This window comes from Rhodopirellula sp. SH410 (assembly GCF_055811895.1).
Map to the genome: position 1 here is coordinate 3,398,753 of NZ_CM147949.1, position 16,361 is coordinate 3,415,113.

The following is a 16,361-nucleotide window of genomic DNA, read 5'->3' on the forward strand; positions in this document are numbered from 1 at the left end:
CCGCCCCTCTGTTTCGAGCCTCCTCATGCTTCGAATTTCTTTCCGGCCGCGTATCCTGATTGTGGCGAGCTTGATACTCGCTGGCAGCCTACTGCACCCCTCGCTCGTTCGCGCGAACGATGCAGGTACCGACGCCGACACGGGGGGCCCTGAGGCCACTGCACTTGTTCCCACGGACGCCGAGAAGTTTCATCTTTTCATCTTGGCGGGCCAATCCAACATGGCCGGGCGTGGGACGGTTTCTGATGCTGATCGGGAACCTCATCCTCGTATTCTGTCGTTGGGTGAGGATCGCGCGTGGCAACCCGCCGTGGATCCATTGCACTTCGATAAGCCGGGTATGGTGGGGGTGGGCGTCGGACGGTCGTTTGCACTCGCGTACGCTGAACAGCATCCCGACGTCACGGTCGGGCTGATTCCTTGTGCCGTCGGGGGCTCGGCCATCGACACGTGGCAGCCCGGTGGGTTCCACTCACAAACTAAATCACATCCATGGGACGATATGCAGGCGCGTGTGGAGCACGTTGCTGGGCAAGGCGTCCTGAAGGGAGTGCTATGGCACCAGGGCGAGTCGGATTCGAGCGAGTCCGCCTCAGCACAGTATGAAGCTCGGTTGACCGATTTGATTCAACGCGTTCGAGAGACCTTCGAGGCGCCACAGCTGCCGTTCTTGATCGGACAATTGGGCCAATTCACTGATCGTCCTTGGAATGATGGGCGGCGAGCCGTCGATGCGGCACAACGTCGTACGATCGAGCACGTCGATCAAACCGCGTTCGTTTCATCAGACGGTTTGACCGACAAAGGTGACTTGACGCATTTTGACTCCGCTTCGCTGCGTCAATTTGGCGCTCGATACGCAGCGGCGATGCAGTGGCTCGAGTCATGTGTGCCTGTGAAGACACTGGCGCCCGGCGAAGGGAATCCACGGAACAGCGAGGGCGATTTTGTGCGGCTGGCCGATGGCCGTGTGCTGTACGTCTATACGCGGTTCGAATCGGGAACCAGCGATCATGCTTCGGCAACTTTGGTGAGTCGGATTAGCGATGACGGTGGCACGACTTGGAGTGACGAAGACGTGACCGTCATTGATAAGGAAGGCGACATGAACGTCATGTCAGTGTCCTTGCTGCGATTGGCCGATCAGCGTATCGCACTGTTCTATCTAAAAAAGAACTCCTTGACCGATTGTCGGCCCGTGGTTCGGTTTTCAACGGACGAGGCCGAAACATGGAGCGAACCGACTGAAATCATCCCGGACGAAGAACAGGGGTACTACGTCCTGAATAATGACCGAGTCATCCAGATGGCCAGTGGCCGATTGATTGCACCGATCGCATTGCACGCGACTCCCGATCAGTCCAATCCAGACTGGCAGGGAAAAGTGGGGTGTTATTACTCGGACGATAGCGGGCAGCATTGGCAGCGCTCAGAGTCCCTGTTGATGGGATATAATGCGGACGGCGAGCGGATCACGACGCAGGAGCCGGGGGTGGTTGAACGAATCGATGGAAGTTTACTGATGTGGGTTCGAACCGATCAGCAGACGCAGTATCAGAGTTCGTCAATCGATCAAGGCTGTACGTGGACTCCTCTGGAGCCGCTCGGTCTGTCGTCGCCCGTTTCGCCCGCCTCAATCGAACGTGTCCCCGCAACCGGCGAATTGCTGGCGGTCTGGAACGATCACGAGTATCTCGATGCTCCGTCGTCTGCTCGGACGCCCTTGTCATTGGCGGTCTCGCGTGACGAGGGTCGGACCTGGTCACGCTCGATCCCCATCGCTGCCGATCCCGGCGGTTGGTATTGCTACACAGCAATCGACTGGGTGGACGACTCGTTACTGCTCGCGCACGTTGCCGGCCGTCGAGGACAGGGCCAAGAACTGGCGACTTCGGTCATCCGTCGATTGCCACTGTCGCAGATCGACACTCAGTTACTCAGCAGCCAGAGCGAAAGCCGGCAAGAAACCGCGGATCCTGCCAATGAAGAATCGAGCGGAGAGTAGTCGGCGGCTTTCGTGCCATGAAAGTTGTGTCGCTGCGATCGCCAGAACGGAGGATGTCACTGTCTGGCGATGCTCGTTACGCGATGCTCGTTTGCAGCGAGACCGATTCGCGTTCGACTCGGTGAGCGAAGCAACACCTTTCGCGGCCCGCAAGACAATAAAACGCGTCGAATCAAAAGTCGCTACCGTCGCCAGACGGTGAGGCCCACGTTGTGGCGAACGCAGCTACTCGGGCGGTTCATTCGCGGTCGCTTATCGGCCGCGTGAGTCGTCCGTCTGTCGCGGTGCTGACGCGAGGGGCATCGACCACGCTCGGGCTTTGTACGATCGGTGCCGGTGCATAATGAACTTGTCGCAGGTCGCTGCCCGACGGTGCGCCATCGAGCAGACTTTGCAATTTCATTTTCGCGGTAGGTTCGCCTTGGGCTTCCGAGCCAGGCGGGCTGCCCCAAAACCAGCGTCGATTGTTGGCGCCAGCAATTTCCAATTGAACGACTGGATTTTGGCGTAGATCGCCGTGCACGCCGATGCTGGTAATCTCGAGTTTTTCACGATGGGGGGTCAGTAGGAACGCGAGCAGCGCTGCTGCCTGGACCCGTGAGTCTCCGAATTCCCCTCCCACGCCACCGGTTGGGTACGCACCGGGGACGATGATATGAAGATAGTTCACGGTTTCGGAGCGTGAGAAATCGCCCGGCGGTAGCAACACGCCTTCGCCGTCGATGGCAAAGAAACCGGCTCCGTCATGTTCGGGGTGACGGCTGATCACGTGCACCATCGCCACCGGTTGACGGTACTCCAGCCGCACGTTGAGCCGTCCGCCGGCCATTTTACGCACGCCGACAACGCGGCGGACCCATGCGTTGGAGGCAAACGCGGAGGCTACCTTCGCGCAGGCTTGTTCATCGAGCAGTGAGAGTTGGTCCATCGCCGCATCGCGATAGACGGTCTTAATAATGTCCGAGCGGACATACTTCGGCGGTGCAGTGACGTTGATCGCACTGGCCTGGACGCCATAGTATTTATGCGCAACGTATTCGCTGCCCCATTGCTGCCAGGCAGCGTATCCAGCGATCAACAGAATGGCTGGCCACAATATCGACAGCACAGCGGGCGCAGCAACCAACGTCGCGATCCAGCGGATCTTGGACGGTGTGGCTTCCGCCTCAGAACCTTGACGGCGTTTTGTCGAGGTGCGTTTGGGTGGTGTCGATTCGCTCACGTCGCGGCTCTACATCCTTGCAGGAAAAGCGACTCGGATTGGACGTCAGACTCTCGATTACCAAATCTGCAGGTTCAACCGCAAGTCGATCCCGGTTTGCAAGAGCACCTGCTCTCGCACGCGGTCAATCAAACGCAGGCACTGGTCGCTGGTCGCATTTTCGTGGGCGACGAGGTACTGCGGAGCTGATAGATCCAGCGAAACGTCCCCCTCGCGGAGCCCCGACAGGCCCGTGTTGACAATCAGATCACGTGTCGACATGGAGTCGGGATCGATGAACGGCATCACAATGCGAGCGGTATCGGAGGGGCGTCGTTGGCCTCGATGAATCCAAAGTTTCTGCATTCGCTTGGTGAGCGCCGACACTTCTTTGGGTTCAAGTTCGAACTCCACCGTGAGCACGACGAGCCCATCGAGGGTCGACTTGCGGTGAGAAAAGCCAGCTTCCTCGGAAGACAAGGTTTTTGCCGCCCCGGTCTCGTCGAGCACGTCGATCGAACGCACGACCGAGCCGATGTCCCGTCCTTCGGCAGACGCGTTGCCTACCACCGCACCGCCCACGCTGCCGGGAATGCCGACCAAATGCTCGAGTCCGCCGAGTCCCTCACCGACGGTCTTGATCGCCGCGTGGGTCAGTTTGGCGCCTGCGCCCGCCCGGAGGCAATTACCGGCAATTTCCAGCCCCGATGTGGCCGGTCCGCCGAGCGAAATCACCAAACCGTCAAAGCCCGCCTCGCGGACCAGCACGTTACTGCCGTGGCCGAGTATCCGCACGGCCAGGTCGTGTTGACGGGCGGCTTGGATCAGCTGAGCAATCTGAGCGACTTCGACCGGTTCGGCCAAAAAGCGAGCGGGACCGCCAATTCCCAACCACAGGTGCTCGTTGAGCGGCTGATTCTCGCCTACGAGATGCTGCAATTCCGTGGGAAAGACGTCGGTAAGCGTGAGAGTGGATGAGGCAGACACGTGACAGCAAACTCATGGGGGAAAGGGGGGCAGACAGGCAACCACCGGCTCCTGTCGTGAAACAAGCCTCTCGGCCCGTCTAGTTTGACAGCCTGTAGCAGAATCTGCAATCGAGCCTCGCGATTCGCCTATTTTTTGTCTTTGATTTACAGGAACCCGTGCACGTTGAGTCGCTCGTCGAACGCCACAGCCCCCCGGTCGGTCGAGCTTCGATGCAATCAACTCGCCTGGTCGGCGTGCCTTCTCCGAGAGACGATACCAGATCTCCTAGATACACTCGGTTGCTCATAGCGTGTATATTTTAGTCTTTAATCTTTCTCCTCATTTGGATCCCCACCATGCCAACCCCTCGCCCTTTGGACCGTCGCCGTTTTCTGCAAGCCGCCACCGGCATTGGAGGCGCGGCCATGCTGCCCTCCTGGAGTGGGGCCGCCTCTGCCGCTGATTCACCCAACGACCGACCGGTCTTCGCCACGATCGGGTTGCGGAACCAGGGCTGGGCGATCACCAGCAAATCGACCCCCTTCGCGGATTTCGCTGCATTCGCGGACGTCGACGCGAACGTGTTGGGTGAAAATGTCGAGAAGCTTGAGAAGAAAACGGGCAAGAAACCTGACGGATACAAGGATTACCGTGAGGTACTCGATCGCGACGACATCGATGCTGTCATGATCGGAGCGCCGGATCATTGGCACACAAAGATTTCCGTCGAAGCGATGCTGGCCGGCAAAGACGTCTATTGCGAGAAACCTCTGACGTTGACCATCGACGAAGGCAAACTGATCGAGAAGATTGTCAAGCAAACCGGACGCGTCTTCCAGGTTGGCACGATGCAGCGGACCGAATCGGGGCAGCGGTTCCTCCAAGCGATCGCGATCATCCGAGATGGCCGGATCGGCGACATCCGCCGGGTGACTTGTGGAATCAACGGTGCATCGGGCTCGCCCGTGATCCCGGCGGTCGCTGTCCCCGAAGGCCTCGATTGGGACATGTGGCTCGGCCCTGCTCCCAAGGTCGCCTACCGTGCCTTGCCGGAGATGCGAGTCGGTTACGGCGGAGGGGTGCCGCTGTATACCAATTGTCACTACGCCTGGCGGAACTGGTATGAATACTCAGGCGGCCAAATGAACGATTGGGGGGCTCACCATGTTGACATTGCGACATGGGCGCTGGGTGCGGGGGATACCGGGCCGAACAAGATCACACCGGTGAGCTATTCGCTACCGGTGAAGTATGAGGACGGCTATGCGACTGTCGACGATCAGTACAACTCGCCGACCAAGTTTGAAATCCACGCCAACATGCCCGGCGACATTCCGTTGATCATCACCAGCGAGGGCGACAATGGCATTTTGTTCGAGGGTACGAAGGGACGCATCTTCGTCAACCGCGGCAAATTGACAGGGAAACCGGTCGAGGAACTGAAAACCAATCCGCTACCCGAAGGGGCGGTCGAGGCAGTCTATGGCGGCCCGGTGAGCGCAAATCACACGGCGAACTTCGTCGATGCGATGAGATCTCGCGAGCAACCGATCTCCGACGTGTGGTCCCACAACCGGATGCTCGAGATCTGTCACCTGGCAAACATCTCAATCCGCTTGGGCCGCGAACTGAATTGGAATCCCGACACCCGCCAGATTGTCGGCGACGAGCAGGCCAATGGTTTCCTCAGTCGAGAGAGCCGCAAGGGATATGAGATCAACGTTTAAAACGTAGGGACTCAGCGGCCAAGTGCCTTTCGGATGGGACTCATGTCCCATCCGAGGCCTTGGTTCAGTGAACGGTCGCCCAACTGAGAGCTTGGGACGATCGTCCCAAGCTACTCAGAAATGAAATCGAAATGGTTCACGATTTCAAATGCTCGGTCACCGCCTCATGCCAGGGGGCGGACGACCGACGTGCTGCGGTAGTAATCCATCAGTGTTTCAGGCGAAAGCACGCCGCCGCCTAATCCGCTCTTGTTGACTCCGCCATAGGGCACGCCTTGGGCGAACACATTGTGGGCGTTGATCCAACTGTTACCGGCGACCATGGCCTCAGCGACACGGGCGGCCCGTTTGTCGTCCTGGGTCCAGACACTGTTGGCTAACCCGTAATCGGTGTCGTTGGCCATCGCGATGGCCTGCTCTTCGTTGTCAAACTTAGCGAGATAGGCTACCGGGCCAAAAATTTCTTCCTGAGCAGCAACATTGTCGAGCGTGCCCGCCAACAGGGATGGCTTGATGTAATGCCCTGTGTAGCCTTCGACTTCGGCCTCGCTGCCGCCACAGAGGCATTCGGCGCCGCCGGCTTGGCCCTTGTCGAGATATCCGAGCACGCGGCTGCATTGTTTGGCGTTCACGACCGGACCCATGTCGCTCGTTGGATCGAGCGGGTGACCAACGCGGATTTTGTTCATTCTCGCGGTGCACTCTTTGACGAACTCGTCATAGATCGCACTCTGAACGAACCAGCGGGTTGCGTCACAGCAAACCTGCCCCGAGTGGAACGTGATCGCACCGACTAGTTTCTCCGCGGTATCAGCAACGTCGACGTCATCAAAGACGACCGCTGCGCCCTTGCCACCGAGTTCGAGTTTGACCGGCACGAGATTGCGTCCACAGGCTTCACCCACCATCCGTCCGACTTCTGGAGAACCCGTGAACGACATGCGTTTGATTTGGGTGTTGTTGGACAGGGCCGCGCCAGCGCCAGCCCCACTGCCGGTGACCACGTTGATCACCCCGTCGGGAACGCCGACTTCCTTGGCCAACCGCGCCAGGTAGAGTGCCGACAACGAAGTGTCTTCGGCGGGCTTGATCACAACCGTGTTGCCAGCGGCGAGCGCGGGCGTGACTCCCCAGCCGATCAGCAGGAAGGGGAAGTTCCATGGGAAAATGAACGCACAAGCACCCCATGGCTGACGATATTTCCAGGCATCGTAGCCGGGGGAATCGATCTTTTCACGCAATTCAACTTGGCCCGCGAGCTTCACGAAATACCGCAGCGTGTCGACAAAGTTTTGCACGTCACCGGCCGCTTGCGACTCGATCTTGCCCGCGTCGAGGGCCTCGATTTGAGCGATCACCGGTTTATGTTGCTCAACCGCATCTGCCAACTTGCTTAGGATCTCGCCTCGATCCTCCTGAGAGAGTCCCGCCCAAGCTGGAAAGGCGGCTTCGGCAATCTCAACGGCCCGATCGACTTCGGTACCGCTGAGGTCGTGAATCTCGGCGATCTTCTCACCCGACCCCGGATCGATCGTCGCGATCGTATTCCCGGACGCCGCGGGGAAATCCTTGCCGCCCACGAAACTCGGGAATGGACTCTGGCTCAGAAACGCCTCAACTTCAGGAAGCAGTTTGGTAGGGGTGGCGACAGTCATTTACTTACTCTGACGAGGTTTGGGGAGCGAATACGACAACGTTCAGTATAGCGTTTTTGATGGCAAAGATGAAGATTCCGCATCCCGTGCGGTTGGCAAAACGTGCTTTCCCGACGGACATGCCCGCGAGGGTGCGAAACTAGTTGGATTGCATCGCATCATCGATGTCCGTCGCGGCGATTCCGGCGGCACGACCGGTACTGAACGCGGCTTGAAAATTGTAACCGCCAATCCAACCGTCCACATCCAAGACCTCGCCGGCAATGAATAATCCCGGGCAGTGTCGAGACTGCATCGTCCGTGGATTGACATCGGCCAGCGACACGCCGCCGGCCGTCACTTCGGCTTTGGCGAACCCGCGTGTATCGTGAACCGGTAGCCGCCAACCCTTGAGGTGATCGATCAGTTGGTTCACCGAAGCGGCGGAAAATTCAGCGAGCGTTTTCTCACCACTCGGCGTCTTCGCACCGCATGACTGCGCCAGTTCGTTCGCTAGGCGCGAAGGCAGCCACTGCGCGATCAGATTCGAGATCGTCTGTTTCCCGTTTTGTCCGCTCCGCTGGGCAAAGAGTGCTCGCAGATTCGCCTCGCTGAGTTCCGGGACGAGATCGAGTTGCAGGCGCGTGTCACGAAACGACGGTGCTGCCGTGATCGTCCCGCTGACATCCATCGCGGCCGGTCCTGAAAATCCAAAGTGCGTGAATAGCCACGAGGCTCGACGCCGAACGAGCGGTTTTTTCGAAGATGCTTTGGAAGCGTCGTGGACTTCGGCAATGACATCATCGAGAGTCAATCCCGACAAGGCGCGCGTCGCCTCGGTGCCGCCCACCAACGGAACCAACGCCGGCCGCGTGCGAACGATCGTATGGCCCAGTTCAGACAACCACGCATAGGCATCGCCCGTGGTCCCGCAGCCCGGCCAACTTTGCCCGCCCGCGGTAACGATCACGCGATCAGCAGCGAGTTCATGCTGGCCGTTGGCCGACGCCGTCGTCACCCTCCAGCCACCTTTGCTAGCAGGTCGAACCGACTGCACTGCGGACTGCAGTTCCAGTATCGCGCCCGCTTCGATCATATCGCGATGAAGGGCATCGCGCACGTCGATGGCGCGGTTACTCAGCGGAAAAATCTTGCCGGTTGATTCTCGCTTGGTGGCTACCCCGAGTCGGTGAAAGTGCTCGATCGAGTCACTCGGTGACCACTTCCCCACACTCGGTTGCAACCAACGGGCGGCGTGGCCAAACGCCTTCGTAATCCCCCTCGCATCGGTGTCATGCGTGAGGTTGCAACGCGTGCCGCCCGACATCAAGATTTTGACACCGGTCTTGCTCGATTTCTCCAACACGATGACGTCCACTCCGCGGCGCGCCGCCACGGCCGCCGCCATCATGCCAGCAGCACCTGCTCCGATCACAACGATTCGAGGTCGATCTGATTGCGACACGTTAGCTACACCCGCGCGCACAATTTAGACGCTCGTCAATCCCGCTGGCTCGAGCATGCATCTGCGGCCAACGAAATTCGAGAAACGGGGCCATGCCGGGAAACGGGCTTTTTTTCATTCGTTCATTCTAGAAAACGACTGACGTCGGGGGAGGTGAAATCGAGGGTTCCGAATTTAGTAACGCGTGAACAGCAAGTGAGAATTTATCCCGTCGCCCGTCTCGCCAAACGATGGGGGCCCGCGTTCTGGTGAGCGTACCGACGTCCGATTTTCTTCACGCGATACTTCGTGACGGTGAACAGCGAATCGAGATATCTAAAACAGATTTCGGTCGCTGCTAACCGGAATTCCATTCTACGCACTCACCGAGACGATCGCAGCCTCGCTACTCAAGTGGCAGCACATCGACGCTGACTTTGAGTATCGGTTTCCCGCCGCCCATCACGATCCCACGCATCGGACTGATGTCGTCGTAGTCGCGACCGAGGCACATGGGAATATGATCGGTGCCCGCGCGAACCGCGTTGGTGGGGTCGAAGTCGACCCAACCGATCTCGGGGCCCGCGTAGACGCCAATCCACGCGTGTGATTCGTCGCAGCCGACCAAGCGGGGTTTGCCCGGCGGCGGGTACGTTCGGAGGTAGCCACTGACGTACCTGGCGGCCAGCCCTAGGCTCCGTAGGCAAGCGATCTGCACGTGAGCAAAATCCTGGCACACACCTGCTCTCTGAATGAAGGCCGCTTCGGTCGACGTGTGCACGTCGGTGGCCTGCGTGTCGTACCGGAAATCTTGATGGATGTGCTTCGTCAATGCGTCGACCGCGTCGATGATGCTGATGTAGGGTTGCATGATCGAACGAGCGTAGTCGGCGAACATCGTGTTCAGTTCGATACGGGGCGATGCAAAGATGTACTCACTCGCGTTCCAATCCGCTGTGCAATCGCCACGTCGCAGCATCGCAGCAAGGTCTGCCCAGGCCGGTGCCCGTAAGAGATTATCGGCATCGGGGATCGATACGGTCACGCGACTCGAGACGCGCACCCGCAAGGACTGATGTAACGACTCAATTGCAAACGAATCCACCACATTGCCAAAGTAATCCGTGTGCTGATGGCGGGATGTCGGCTCCGGATCGATGTCAACATCGCAGGAATGGCAGATCAGGTGGCAATGAGCTTTCGGCCGCATGCGAAGTTGGTTTTGACAAAGCGCCACCGGCTCGCTGTAACGATAAGCCGTTTCGTGAACGATCTTGTAATCCGCAGACTGCGTCATAGTGTAAGACCAAAGGGCGAGTGCGGTTTGGCGGGCTCGCCGGTCAACGACTGCGAAACCGAAGTGTGGTTGAGGTAGCGGGCTTCAATCGCATTGGCGAGTTTCGGAATCGCTACGCAAACGTTGTCGAGCAGTTCCGCCAATGCGGCCCGACTCCTGTCCGGTCCGCAACGCGAGAGGTTCGTGACATCGGCGACCAGTAGCCGACGCATCAAATCAGCTGCGATCCGCTCATCCTCTCCGAGTCCCACCTGGGCAGCGGAGGTGGGCAACTCCAGGAGGACCTGTTCGATGTCCTGCATCTGAAAACGCAACGAGCGCGGATTCGATTCATCGGTGACCAGTAGGTCGATCGTCGGCGCAGGCCGCGTGAGCGATAAATAGCGAGAGCGATAAGTCATCAGACTGTCAGTCGCTTCCAGAATCGCTTCGCATAAACTGCTCTCGTTTCCCAGCGGCACCGTCATCGTCGCGAGCAGGAGTTCGGCCGTTTGATGTGCCCGCTCGATCCTCCGCCCCAACAGCACAAAACGCCAACCATGCGTCCGCGTCAGGCTCTCCGCGGCCAGGCCACTGAAGGCGAGCAGTAACGTGATGCAGTGATTCAGTCTTTCGATCGCGGCGATGACGTTGCCGCCTCGCGGGCGACTTTCCACAACCACCTCTTTGTGCAGCGCTCGCAGGATCCGGTAGGCATCGAGCGAAATGCGATCTCGTACCGCCGATGCGTTGCGGAGTGCCCCAACCGCCGCAGATTGCAATCCACGCGACGTACTGCCGTCAAAGACACTGTCAGGCAACATCACGTCGAGTCGCGGCATCGCTCCGTTGAGCCCCTCGATGGCATAGTCCGGTTCCAACTGTCCCATCGCCGCGAGTGCGGCGGTCAAGCGTGGCATTTCCGACAACTCATCGAGTTCGTCTTCACCGGCGAGTCGCGTTAGGGTCGTCCGCAGTAATCTCGCGATCGATTCGCAGCGTTCGGTGTAGCGTCCGAGCCAGAATAAATGTTCGGCCACGCGGCTGGGCAACTCCGCGCCGCTGCGATGGAGCCGGATGGTTTCCGATTCCAGCGGCAGTAGTGTCGCCTCATGGTCCACCGGTTCGTTGGTAACGATCCAACAATCCTGCGTCATCTGGCCGCTGACCGCCGATCCACCGAGCAGTTCCGGTCGGGGGCTGACTCGTGCCAATCCCCCCGGCAAGACTTCCACGCCATCGGCCGTCTGCAGCTGGAATGATCTCAGCGTCAAATGCCACGGCTGCAATTTCCCATCACTCCAAACCGGCGTGAGGCTGTGTGATAATCGCTCCTGGCCGACAAAGCGATGCGGTTGAGCTTTAATCCTGCGAACCAGATCGGCCTTTTCCTCAGTCGTCATCTGTTCGGGAATCAAGGGCTCGAATTCTTTGACCGAAAACGCGCCGCGGATGATGAGTTTGTCTAAATTGTTCAGGACGAATCGGCAGGGTCCCTCATCACCGCACCAGTAGGTCGCAACACTCGGCAGCGTGAGTTCTTCGCCAAGCAGTTTACGCGCCGCGGCGCGCAGGAACGGCAACAGTGCGGGCATTTCTGCGATCGTCGCTCCAATCGAATTGACGACCGCGATGTTGCCGTCGCGAATCGTTTGCAGCAAACCCGTGCACCCTTCGATCGCGGCAGGATCGAGTTCGAGCGGATCGCAGTTCTGATCGGAAACGTGTCGCCAAAGGACATCGATCGGCAGCAGACCGCCGAGCGTCTTCAAATTTAATCGCTCACCGCGCACCGCAAGATCGCGTCCCTGGACCAGGGTATAGCCGAGATAGCGGGCCAGATACGCATCTTCGAATTCACGATAGCTACCCGATCCGGGGGCTAACAACGCGACGCGCGGGTTCTCGTTTGCATGGGGCGCCAGGGCGCGGAAATGCGATCGCAAAGATTCGAAGAAAGGTGCCAGGCGGCGGACGTTGGCGCGGCGGTGGAGATGCGGCAGCGCTCGGCTGAGCACGATCCGGTTTTCCAACAAATGTCCCAGTCCACTCGGGGCACGCGTGCGGTCACCCGTCACCCACCATCGACCGTTGTCCCCACGCACAATATCGAAAGCCGTGACGTGCAATCGTTTCGCACCTGCGGTCGCCGGCGGTAACGAACCATTCTCGCTCGCTAACTGCTGGTCACGTCCCAGTTGGTGATAGGAACGGTAGAAGTGCGGGTTGCCCCACACGATCTCTCTGGGAATGATTCGATCGCGAACGAGAATTTGCGGCCCAAGTAAGTCGTCAAGCACCGCTTCGAGTACCCGGACACGCTGCGCCAGACCGCTGGAAAGACTTTTCCAATCCTGATCTTCCAATGCAACCGGAACCGGCCCGAGTTGCCATGGTTTTTGATCGCCATCAAACTGAAACGTCAAACCGTGCTCACGAACGAGCTGCTCGATCTGCACCGAGCGGTCATTCAAGCCGCTGGCGCCGATCTGATTGAACATGTTCTCTATCGTCGCCCATTGCGGGCGGATGAGTTGCCCCTCCCCACGGCACTCGTCGAACCGACCGATCGCCTTTTCATAACTAGCCAGAGAAAAGGGCGTTGCCATGGAAGTCGACAAAGTGTGCAGGCCTTTGGGATGGGTGTCGATGTGTGATCGGACAGTCTAGAGTCGACGCAAATCCATTGTAAGCGGGTAGGGCTCGGATCCGTGGAAGGTCGGCAGTGGAGGCACCTGGATTTCGCCACCGGTCAGTGTGAAGGCATCAAATCTCGCCGTCCGGCGAGACTCAGCTTCCTTCGCGTTGATCGGAAAGTTATCGCTGCAGATACCACCAGGATGGACGGCGTGGTACGTGCAGCCCCCAACGCTCCGTCTCGCCTTCAGGTCGATCAGATCAAACCGCAACGGCGTCTGAATCCCAATCGTGGGGTGCAAACAACGCGGTGGTTGCCAAGCTCGGTACTTGACGCCCGCAACCGCCTGCCCTGTCACACCCGTTTGATGCAGCGGCACGCGGTGGCCCGCACAGGTCACCGCATAACGCAGGGGATCCATGCCCTCGACTAGAATTTGCATCCGTTCGAGCGACGAATCGACAAACCGAGCTGTGCCTGCAGACCCTGCCTCTTCACCCATCACGTACCAGGGCTCGATGGCGCTACGCAGTTCCATCCGCACGCCATCAACCACGAGCTCGCCCATTACTGGGAAACGAAATTCATGGTGGGGAGCAAACCAATCCGCACGCACGGGGGATCCAGAGCGTTGCAGTTGATCAGTCAAGTTCTGCAAATCCTGCCATACGAAGTACGGCAGGAGATAGCGGTCATACAACATCGGTCCCCAGGGGACCAAGGGATCGGTGCACGGAGACTCCCAAAACGCGGCGACGATCCCACGGATCAATAACTGCTGAGCCAAGCTCATCTGCGCGTGTGGCGGCATCTCGAATCCACGCAGTTCGACCAGCCCGAGCCGTCCGGTCGAGCTGTCGGGGGAATACATCTTATCGATGCAGATTTCCGCTCGGTGGGTATTGCCGGTGGTATCGACGAGTAGGTCGCGAAACAGTCGATCGACCAGCCATGGCGGGACGTCGGTACCGACCGGTGGTAGTTGTGCAAGGGCGATTTCCATCTCATAGACGGAGTCGCTGCGGGCCTCGTCCATCCGCGGCGCCTGGCTGGTCGGCCCAATGAATTTGCCACTGAATAGATACGACAGCGACGGGTGATTGTGCCAGCACCGGATCAAACTGCCCAGCAGATCGGGACGTCTTAGGAATGGGCTGTCAGCCGGTTTAGCACCGCCCATGACAACGTGATTGCCGCCGCCGGTGCCGGTGTGATGGCCGTCGAGGTCGAACTTTTCTGTGCCCAATCGCGATAGTCGCGCCTCTTCGTAGAGCGTCTGCGTCAAGTTCACCAGTGATCGCCAAGTTGGCGATGGCTGCGTGTTGACTTCGATCACGCCGGGGTCCGGGGTGATCTTGAAGTAGTCGATCCGATCGTCCGCCGGAGGCAAATAGCCCTCCACAACAACCGGGGTCTCCGTCATGGCGCACGTCTGCTCGATCGCAGAAATCAAATCGAGATAATCCTCCAGACGCTGAGCTGGCGGCATGAATACGTGCAGTCGACCGTACCGAGCTTCCACGCACAGTGCCGTGTGGACGACGTCATCGTGGGTGGGCAAGTCGTCTTCGTCGACGTCGTCGAGTGTTTGTTCGTTGACGGTCGCCGCTGAGGCTTCATCGCGACCATCGGGGCCAGCGCCACCGGTGCCGCCTTGCCGAGCCGCGACGTAACTATCCATCCCACGAATGTTTCTCACGTCGTCACCCGTACCGCGAGCCGAACTGGGCAAGGGGCCGTGGGTCATCGTTGGATCCAACGGCGTTGAGTAAAACGGTGCCGCGCTGTACGAATCCGTCGGCAGCTTGTCTAACGGCAAACGTAGGCCGATCGGAGATTCACCGGGAATGAGATAGATCTTCCCACTGCGAATCGGCCATTTCCCGCCCATCCAACCTGGAAGGGCTTGCCACCATGCTCGGCGCAGCGGCAGGACGTACCCGACCGGCGTGCCGAGACCGTTGCCGAAGGTTCGCATCAGCATCGCCCGTTCGTTGGGATCCTTCAGCCGTGGGTCGGCGGAGTCGATGTCGACGGGTAACCGGTCCTCTTTCCATAGGTAATGGAAGATGTCTTCATGGACAGGGAACGCCATCTTGGCGCTGATTCCGAGTTCGCGTGACAAGACACGGATGAAACTTTGTGCATCCTCGTGGGTGTGCCCGTAATCTTTTCCTTCATCGGCGAGCCATTGCTCGTCGTGCCAGATCGGTTCACCGTCGCGGCGCCACAAACACGTTAGTGCCCAGCGCGGCAACTGCTCGCCGGGATACCATTTGCCCTGGCCGTAATGCAACAAACTGCCACTGCCGATTTGATCCGACTCGGTGAGTTTATCGCGGAATCGCTTGAGAATCACGTTGCTGAGCACGCGCTTGTCCTCGCCCACCGCATCGGTGTTCCACTGTGGATGGTCCATGTCATCAATGGACACGAACGTTGGTTCACCGCCCATGGTCAGTCGCACATCGCCGGCCTCCAGCTGTTCATCGATTTGATCACCAGCCGCGAGAATCTCCTGCCAGGTCGTATCGGTATACGGCTTCGTCACACGGGGGTCTTCGTGCACCCTCGTGACAGTCATCTCATGTTCAAACGAAACCTCGCAGGGCTCGTGACCGCCGGTGATCGGAGCGGCACCGGAATAGGTCGGCGTGCACGCCAAGGGGATGTGCCCTTCCCCGGCCAGCAGTCCGCTGGTGGGGTCAAGGCCGACCCAGCCGGCACCGGGAAGGAATACTTCCGTCCACGCGTGCAGATCGCAGAAGTCTTCCGTGGGACCGGACGGCCCGTCCAGCGATTCCTGGTCCGTGGCAAGCTGGATCAGGTAACCCGAGACGAATCTCGCGGCCAGCCCCATCTGTCGAAATGTCTCGACGAGCATCCAGGCCGAATCGCGGCACGAACCGCTGCACAGAGTCAGCGTCTGTTCGGGAGATTGCATCCCCGGCTCGAGGCGAATTTTGTAGTCAATCTTTTGCTGGGCAATCCGATTGATATCGACAATGAAATCGATGGTCCGTTCGTTGGACTGCGGCAACGATTCTATCCATTTTTTCAGCTCCGGAGTCAACTCCCCCGGTTCCAAATAACTCGCTAACTGTTGGCGTGTCTCCGCGTCGTACTCAAACGGGAATTTGCCTGCGGCGTCATCAACAAAGAAGTTAAACGGATTGATCACGGTCATGTCCGCGATCAAGTCGACGGTGACGCTGAAGTGATCGGTGGGCTTCTCGAAAATCAGTCTCGCAATCGGGTTTGCGAACGGATCCTGCTGCCAATTGACAAAATGCTCATCCGGCGAGATCGTTAAACTGTACGCCGGGATCGGAGTCCGCCCATGATAGGCCGGACGCAGACGCACCAACTGTGGCCCAAGCATGATCTGGCGGTCGTAGAGATAAGAGGTCTTGTGGTGCAGCGCAACGCGAATCGTCATGAGAAAACCAAGGAGAATGGAGGGAGGT

General features: G+C 58.9%; 10 protein-coding genes. 2 read left to right on the plus strand and 8 right to left on the minus strand.

Annotated features, from left to right (window positions below; all coding sequences use genetic code 11):
- Nucleotides 1-25: 25 nt before the first annotated feature.
- The gene (locus tag SH410x_RS12490) at nucleotides 26-2,005 is read left to right on the plus strand and encodes a sialate O-acetylesterase (protein WP_473676820.1); all 1,980 of its coding nucleotides are present in this window, start codon (nucleotides 26-28) and stop codon (nucleotides 2,003-2,005) included.
- Nucleotides 2,006-2,243: 238 nt separating this feature from the next.
- Here the strand turns inward: SH410x_RS12490 and SH410x_RS12495 are convergent, their stop codons facing one another.
- Both SH410x_RS12495 and SH410x_RS12500 read right to left on the minus strand, forming a co-directional pair.
- On the minus strand, nucleotides 2,244-3,227 hold the full coding sequence (locus SH410x_RS12495; RefSeq protein ID WP_473676821.1) for a cell division protein FtsQ/DivIB: 984 nt from the start codon (nucleotides 3,225-3,227) through the stop codon (nucleotides 2,244-2,246).
- A gap of 57 nt (nucleotides 3,228-3,284) precedes the next feature.
- The gene (locus SH410x_RS12500; protein ID WP_473676822.1) at nucleotides 3,285-4,193 is read right to left on the minus strand and encodes a UDP-N-acetylmuramate dehydrogenase; all 909 of its coding nucleotides are present in this window, start codon (nucleotides 4,191-4,193) and stop codon (nucleotides 3,285-3,287) included.
- Nucleotides 4,194-4,531: 338 nt separating this feature from the next.
- Between SH410x_RS12500 and SH410x_RS12505 the strand changes: the two genes are divergently transcribed.
- A complete protein-coding gene (locus tag SH410x_RS12505) occupies nucleotides 4,532-5,902 on the plus strand; it encodes a Gfo/Idh/MocA family protein (protein WP_473676823.1) in 1,371 nt (456 codons plus the stop codon).
- A 164-nt stretch (nucleotides 5,903-6,066) separates the two neighbouring features.
- On the opposite strand, the gene SH410x_RS12510 is transcribed toward SH410x_RS12505, so the two are convergent.
- From SH410x_RS12510 to SH410x_RS12535, 6 genes are all read right to left on the minus strand, one after another.
- On the minus strand, nucleotides 6,067-7,557 hold the full coding sequence (locus SH410x_RS12510; protein WP_473676824.1) for an aldehyde dehydrogenase family protein: 1,491 nt from the start codon (nucleotides 7,555-7,557) through the stop codon (nucleotides 6,067-6,069).
- A 139-nt stretch (nucleotides 7,558-7,696) separates the two neighbouring features.
- Nucleotides 7,697-9,001: a BaiN/RdsA family NAD(P)/FAD-dependent oxidoreductase gene (locus tag SH410x_RS12515; RefSeq protein ID WP_473676825.1), complete on the minus strand. Its 1,305-nt coding sequence runs from the start codon at nucleotides 8,999-9,001 to the stop codon at nucleotides 7,697-7,699.
- Nucleotides 9,002-9,204: 203 nt separating this feature from the next.
- Nucleotides 9,205-9,354 carry a hypothetical protein gene (locus SH410x_RS12520; RefSeq protein WP_473676826.1) on the minus strand — a complete coding sequence of 50 codons (150 nt, stop codon included), beginning with the start codon at nucleotides 9,352-9,354 and terminating at the stop codon, nucleotides 9,205-9,207.
- Between the two features lie 32 nt (nucleotides 9,355-9,386).
- On the minus strand, nucleotides 9,387-10,277 hold the full coding sequence (locus tag SH410x_RS12525) for a transglutaminase family protein (RefSeq protein ID WP_473676827.1): 891 nt from the start codon (nucleotides 10,275-10,277) through the stop codon (nucleotides 9,387-9,389).
- Nucleotides 10,274-12,865, minus strand: a complete 2,592-nt coding sequence (locus tag SH410x_RS12530; protein WP_473676828.1) for a circularly permuted type 2 ATP-grasp protein — start codon at nucleotides 12,863-12,865, stop codon at nucleotides 10,274-10,276. The genes SH410x_RS12525 and SH410x_RS12530 overlap by 4 nt, the downstream gene beginning before the upstream one ends.
- A 57-nt stretch (nucleotides 12,866-12,922) precedes the next feature.
- Nucleotides 12,923-16,333, minus strand: a complete 3,411-nt coding sequence (locus SH410x_RS12535; protein WP_473676829.1) for a transglutaminase family protein — start codon at nucleotides 16,331-16,333, stop codon at nucleotides 12,923-12,925.
- Nucleotides 16,334-16,361: the final 28 nt, after the last annotated feature.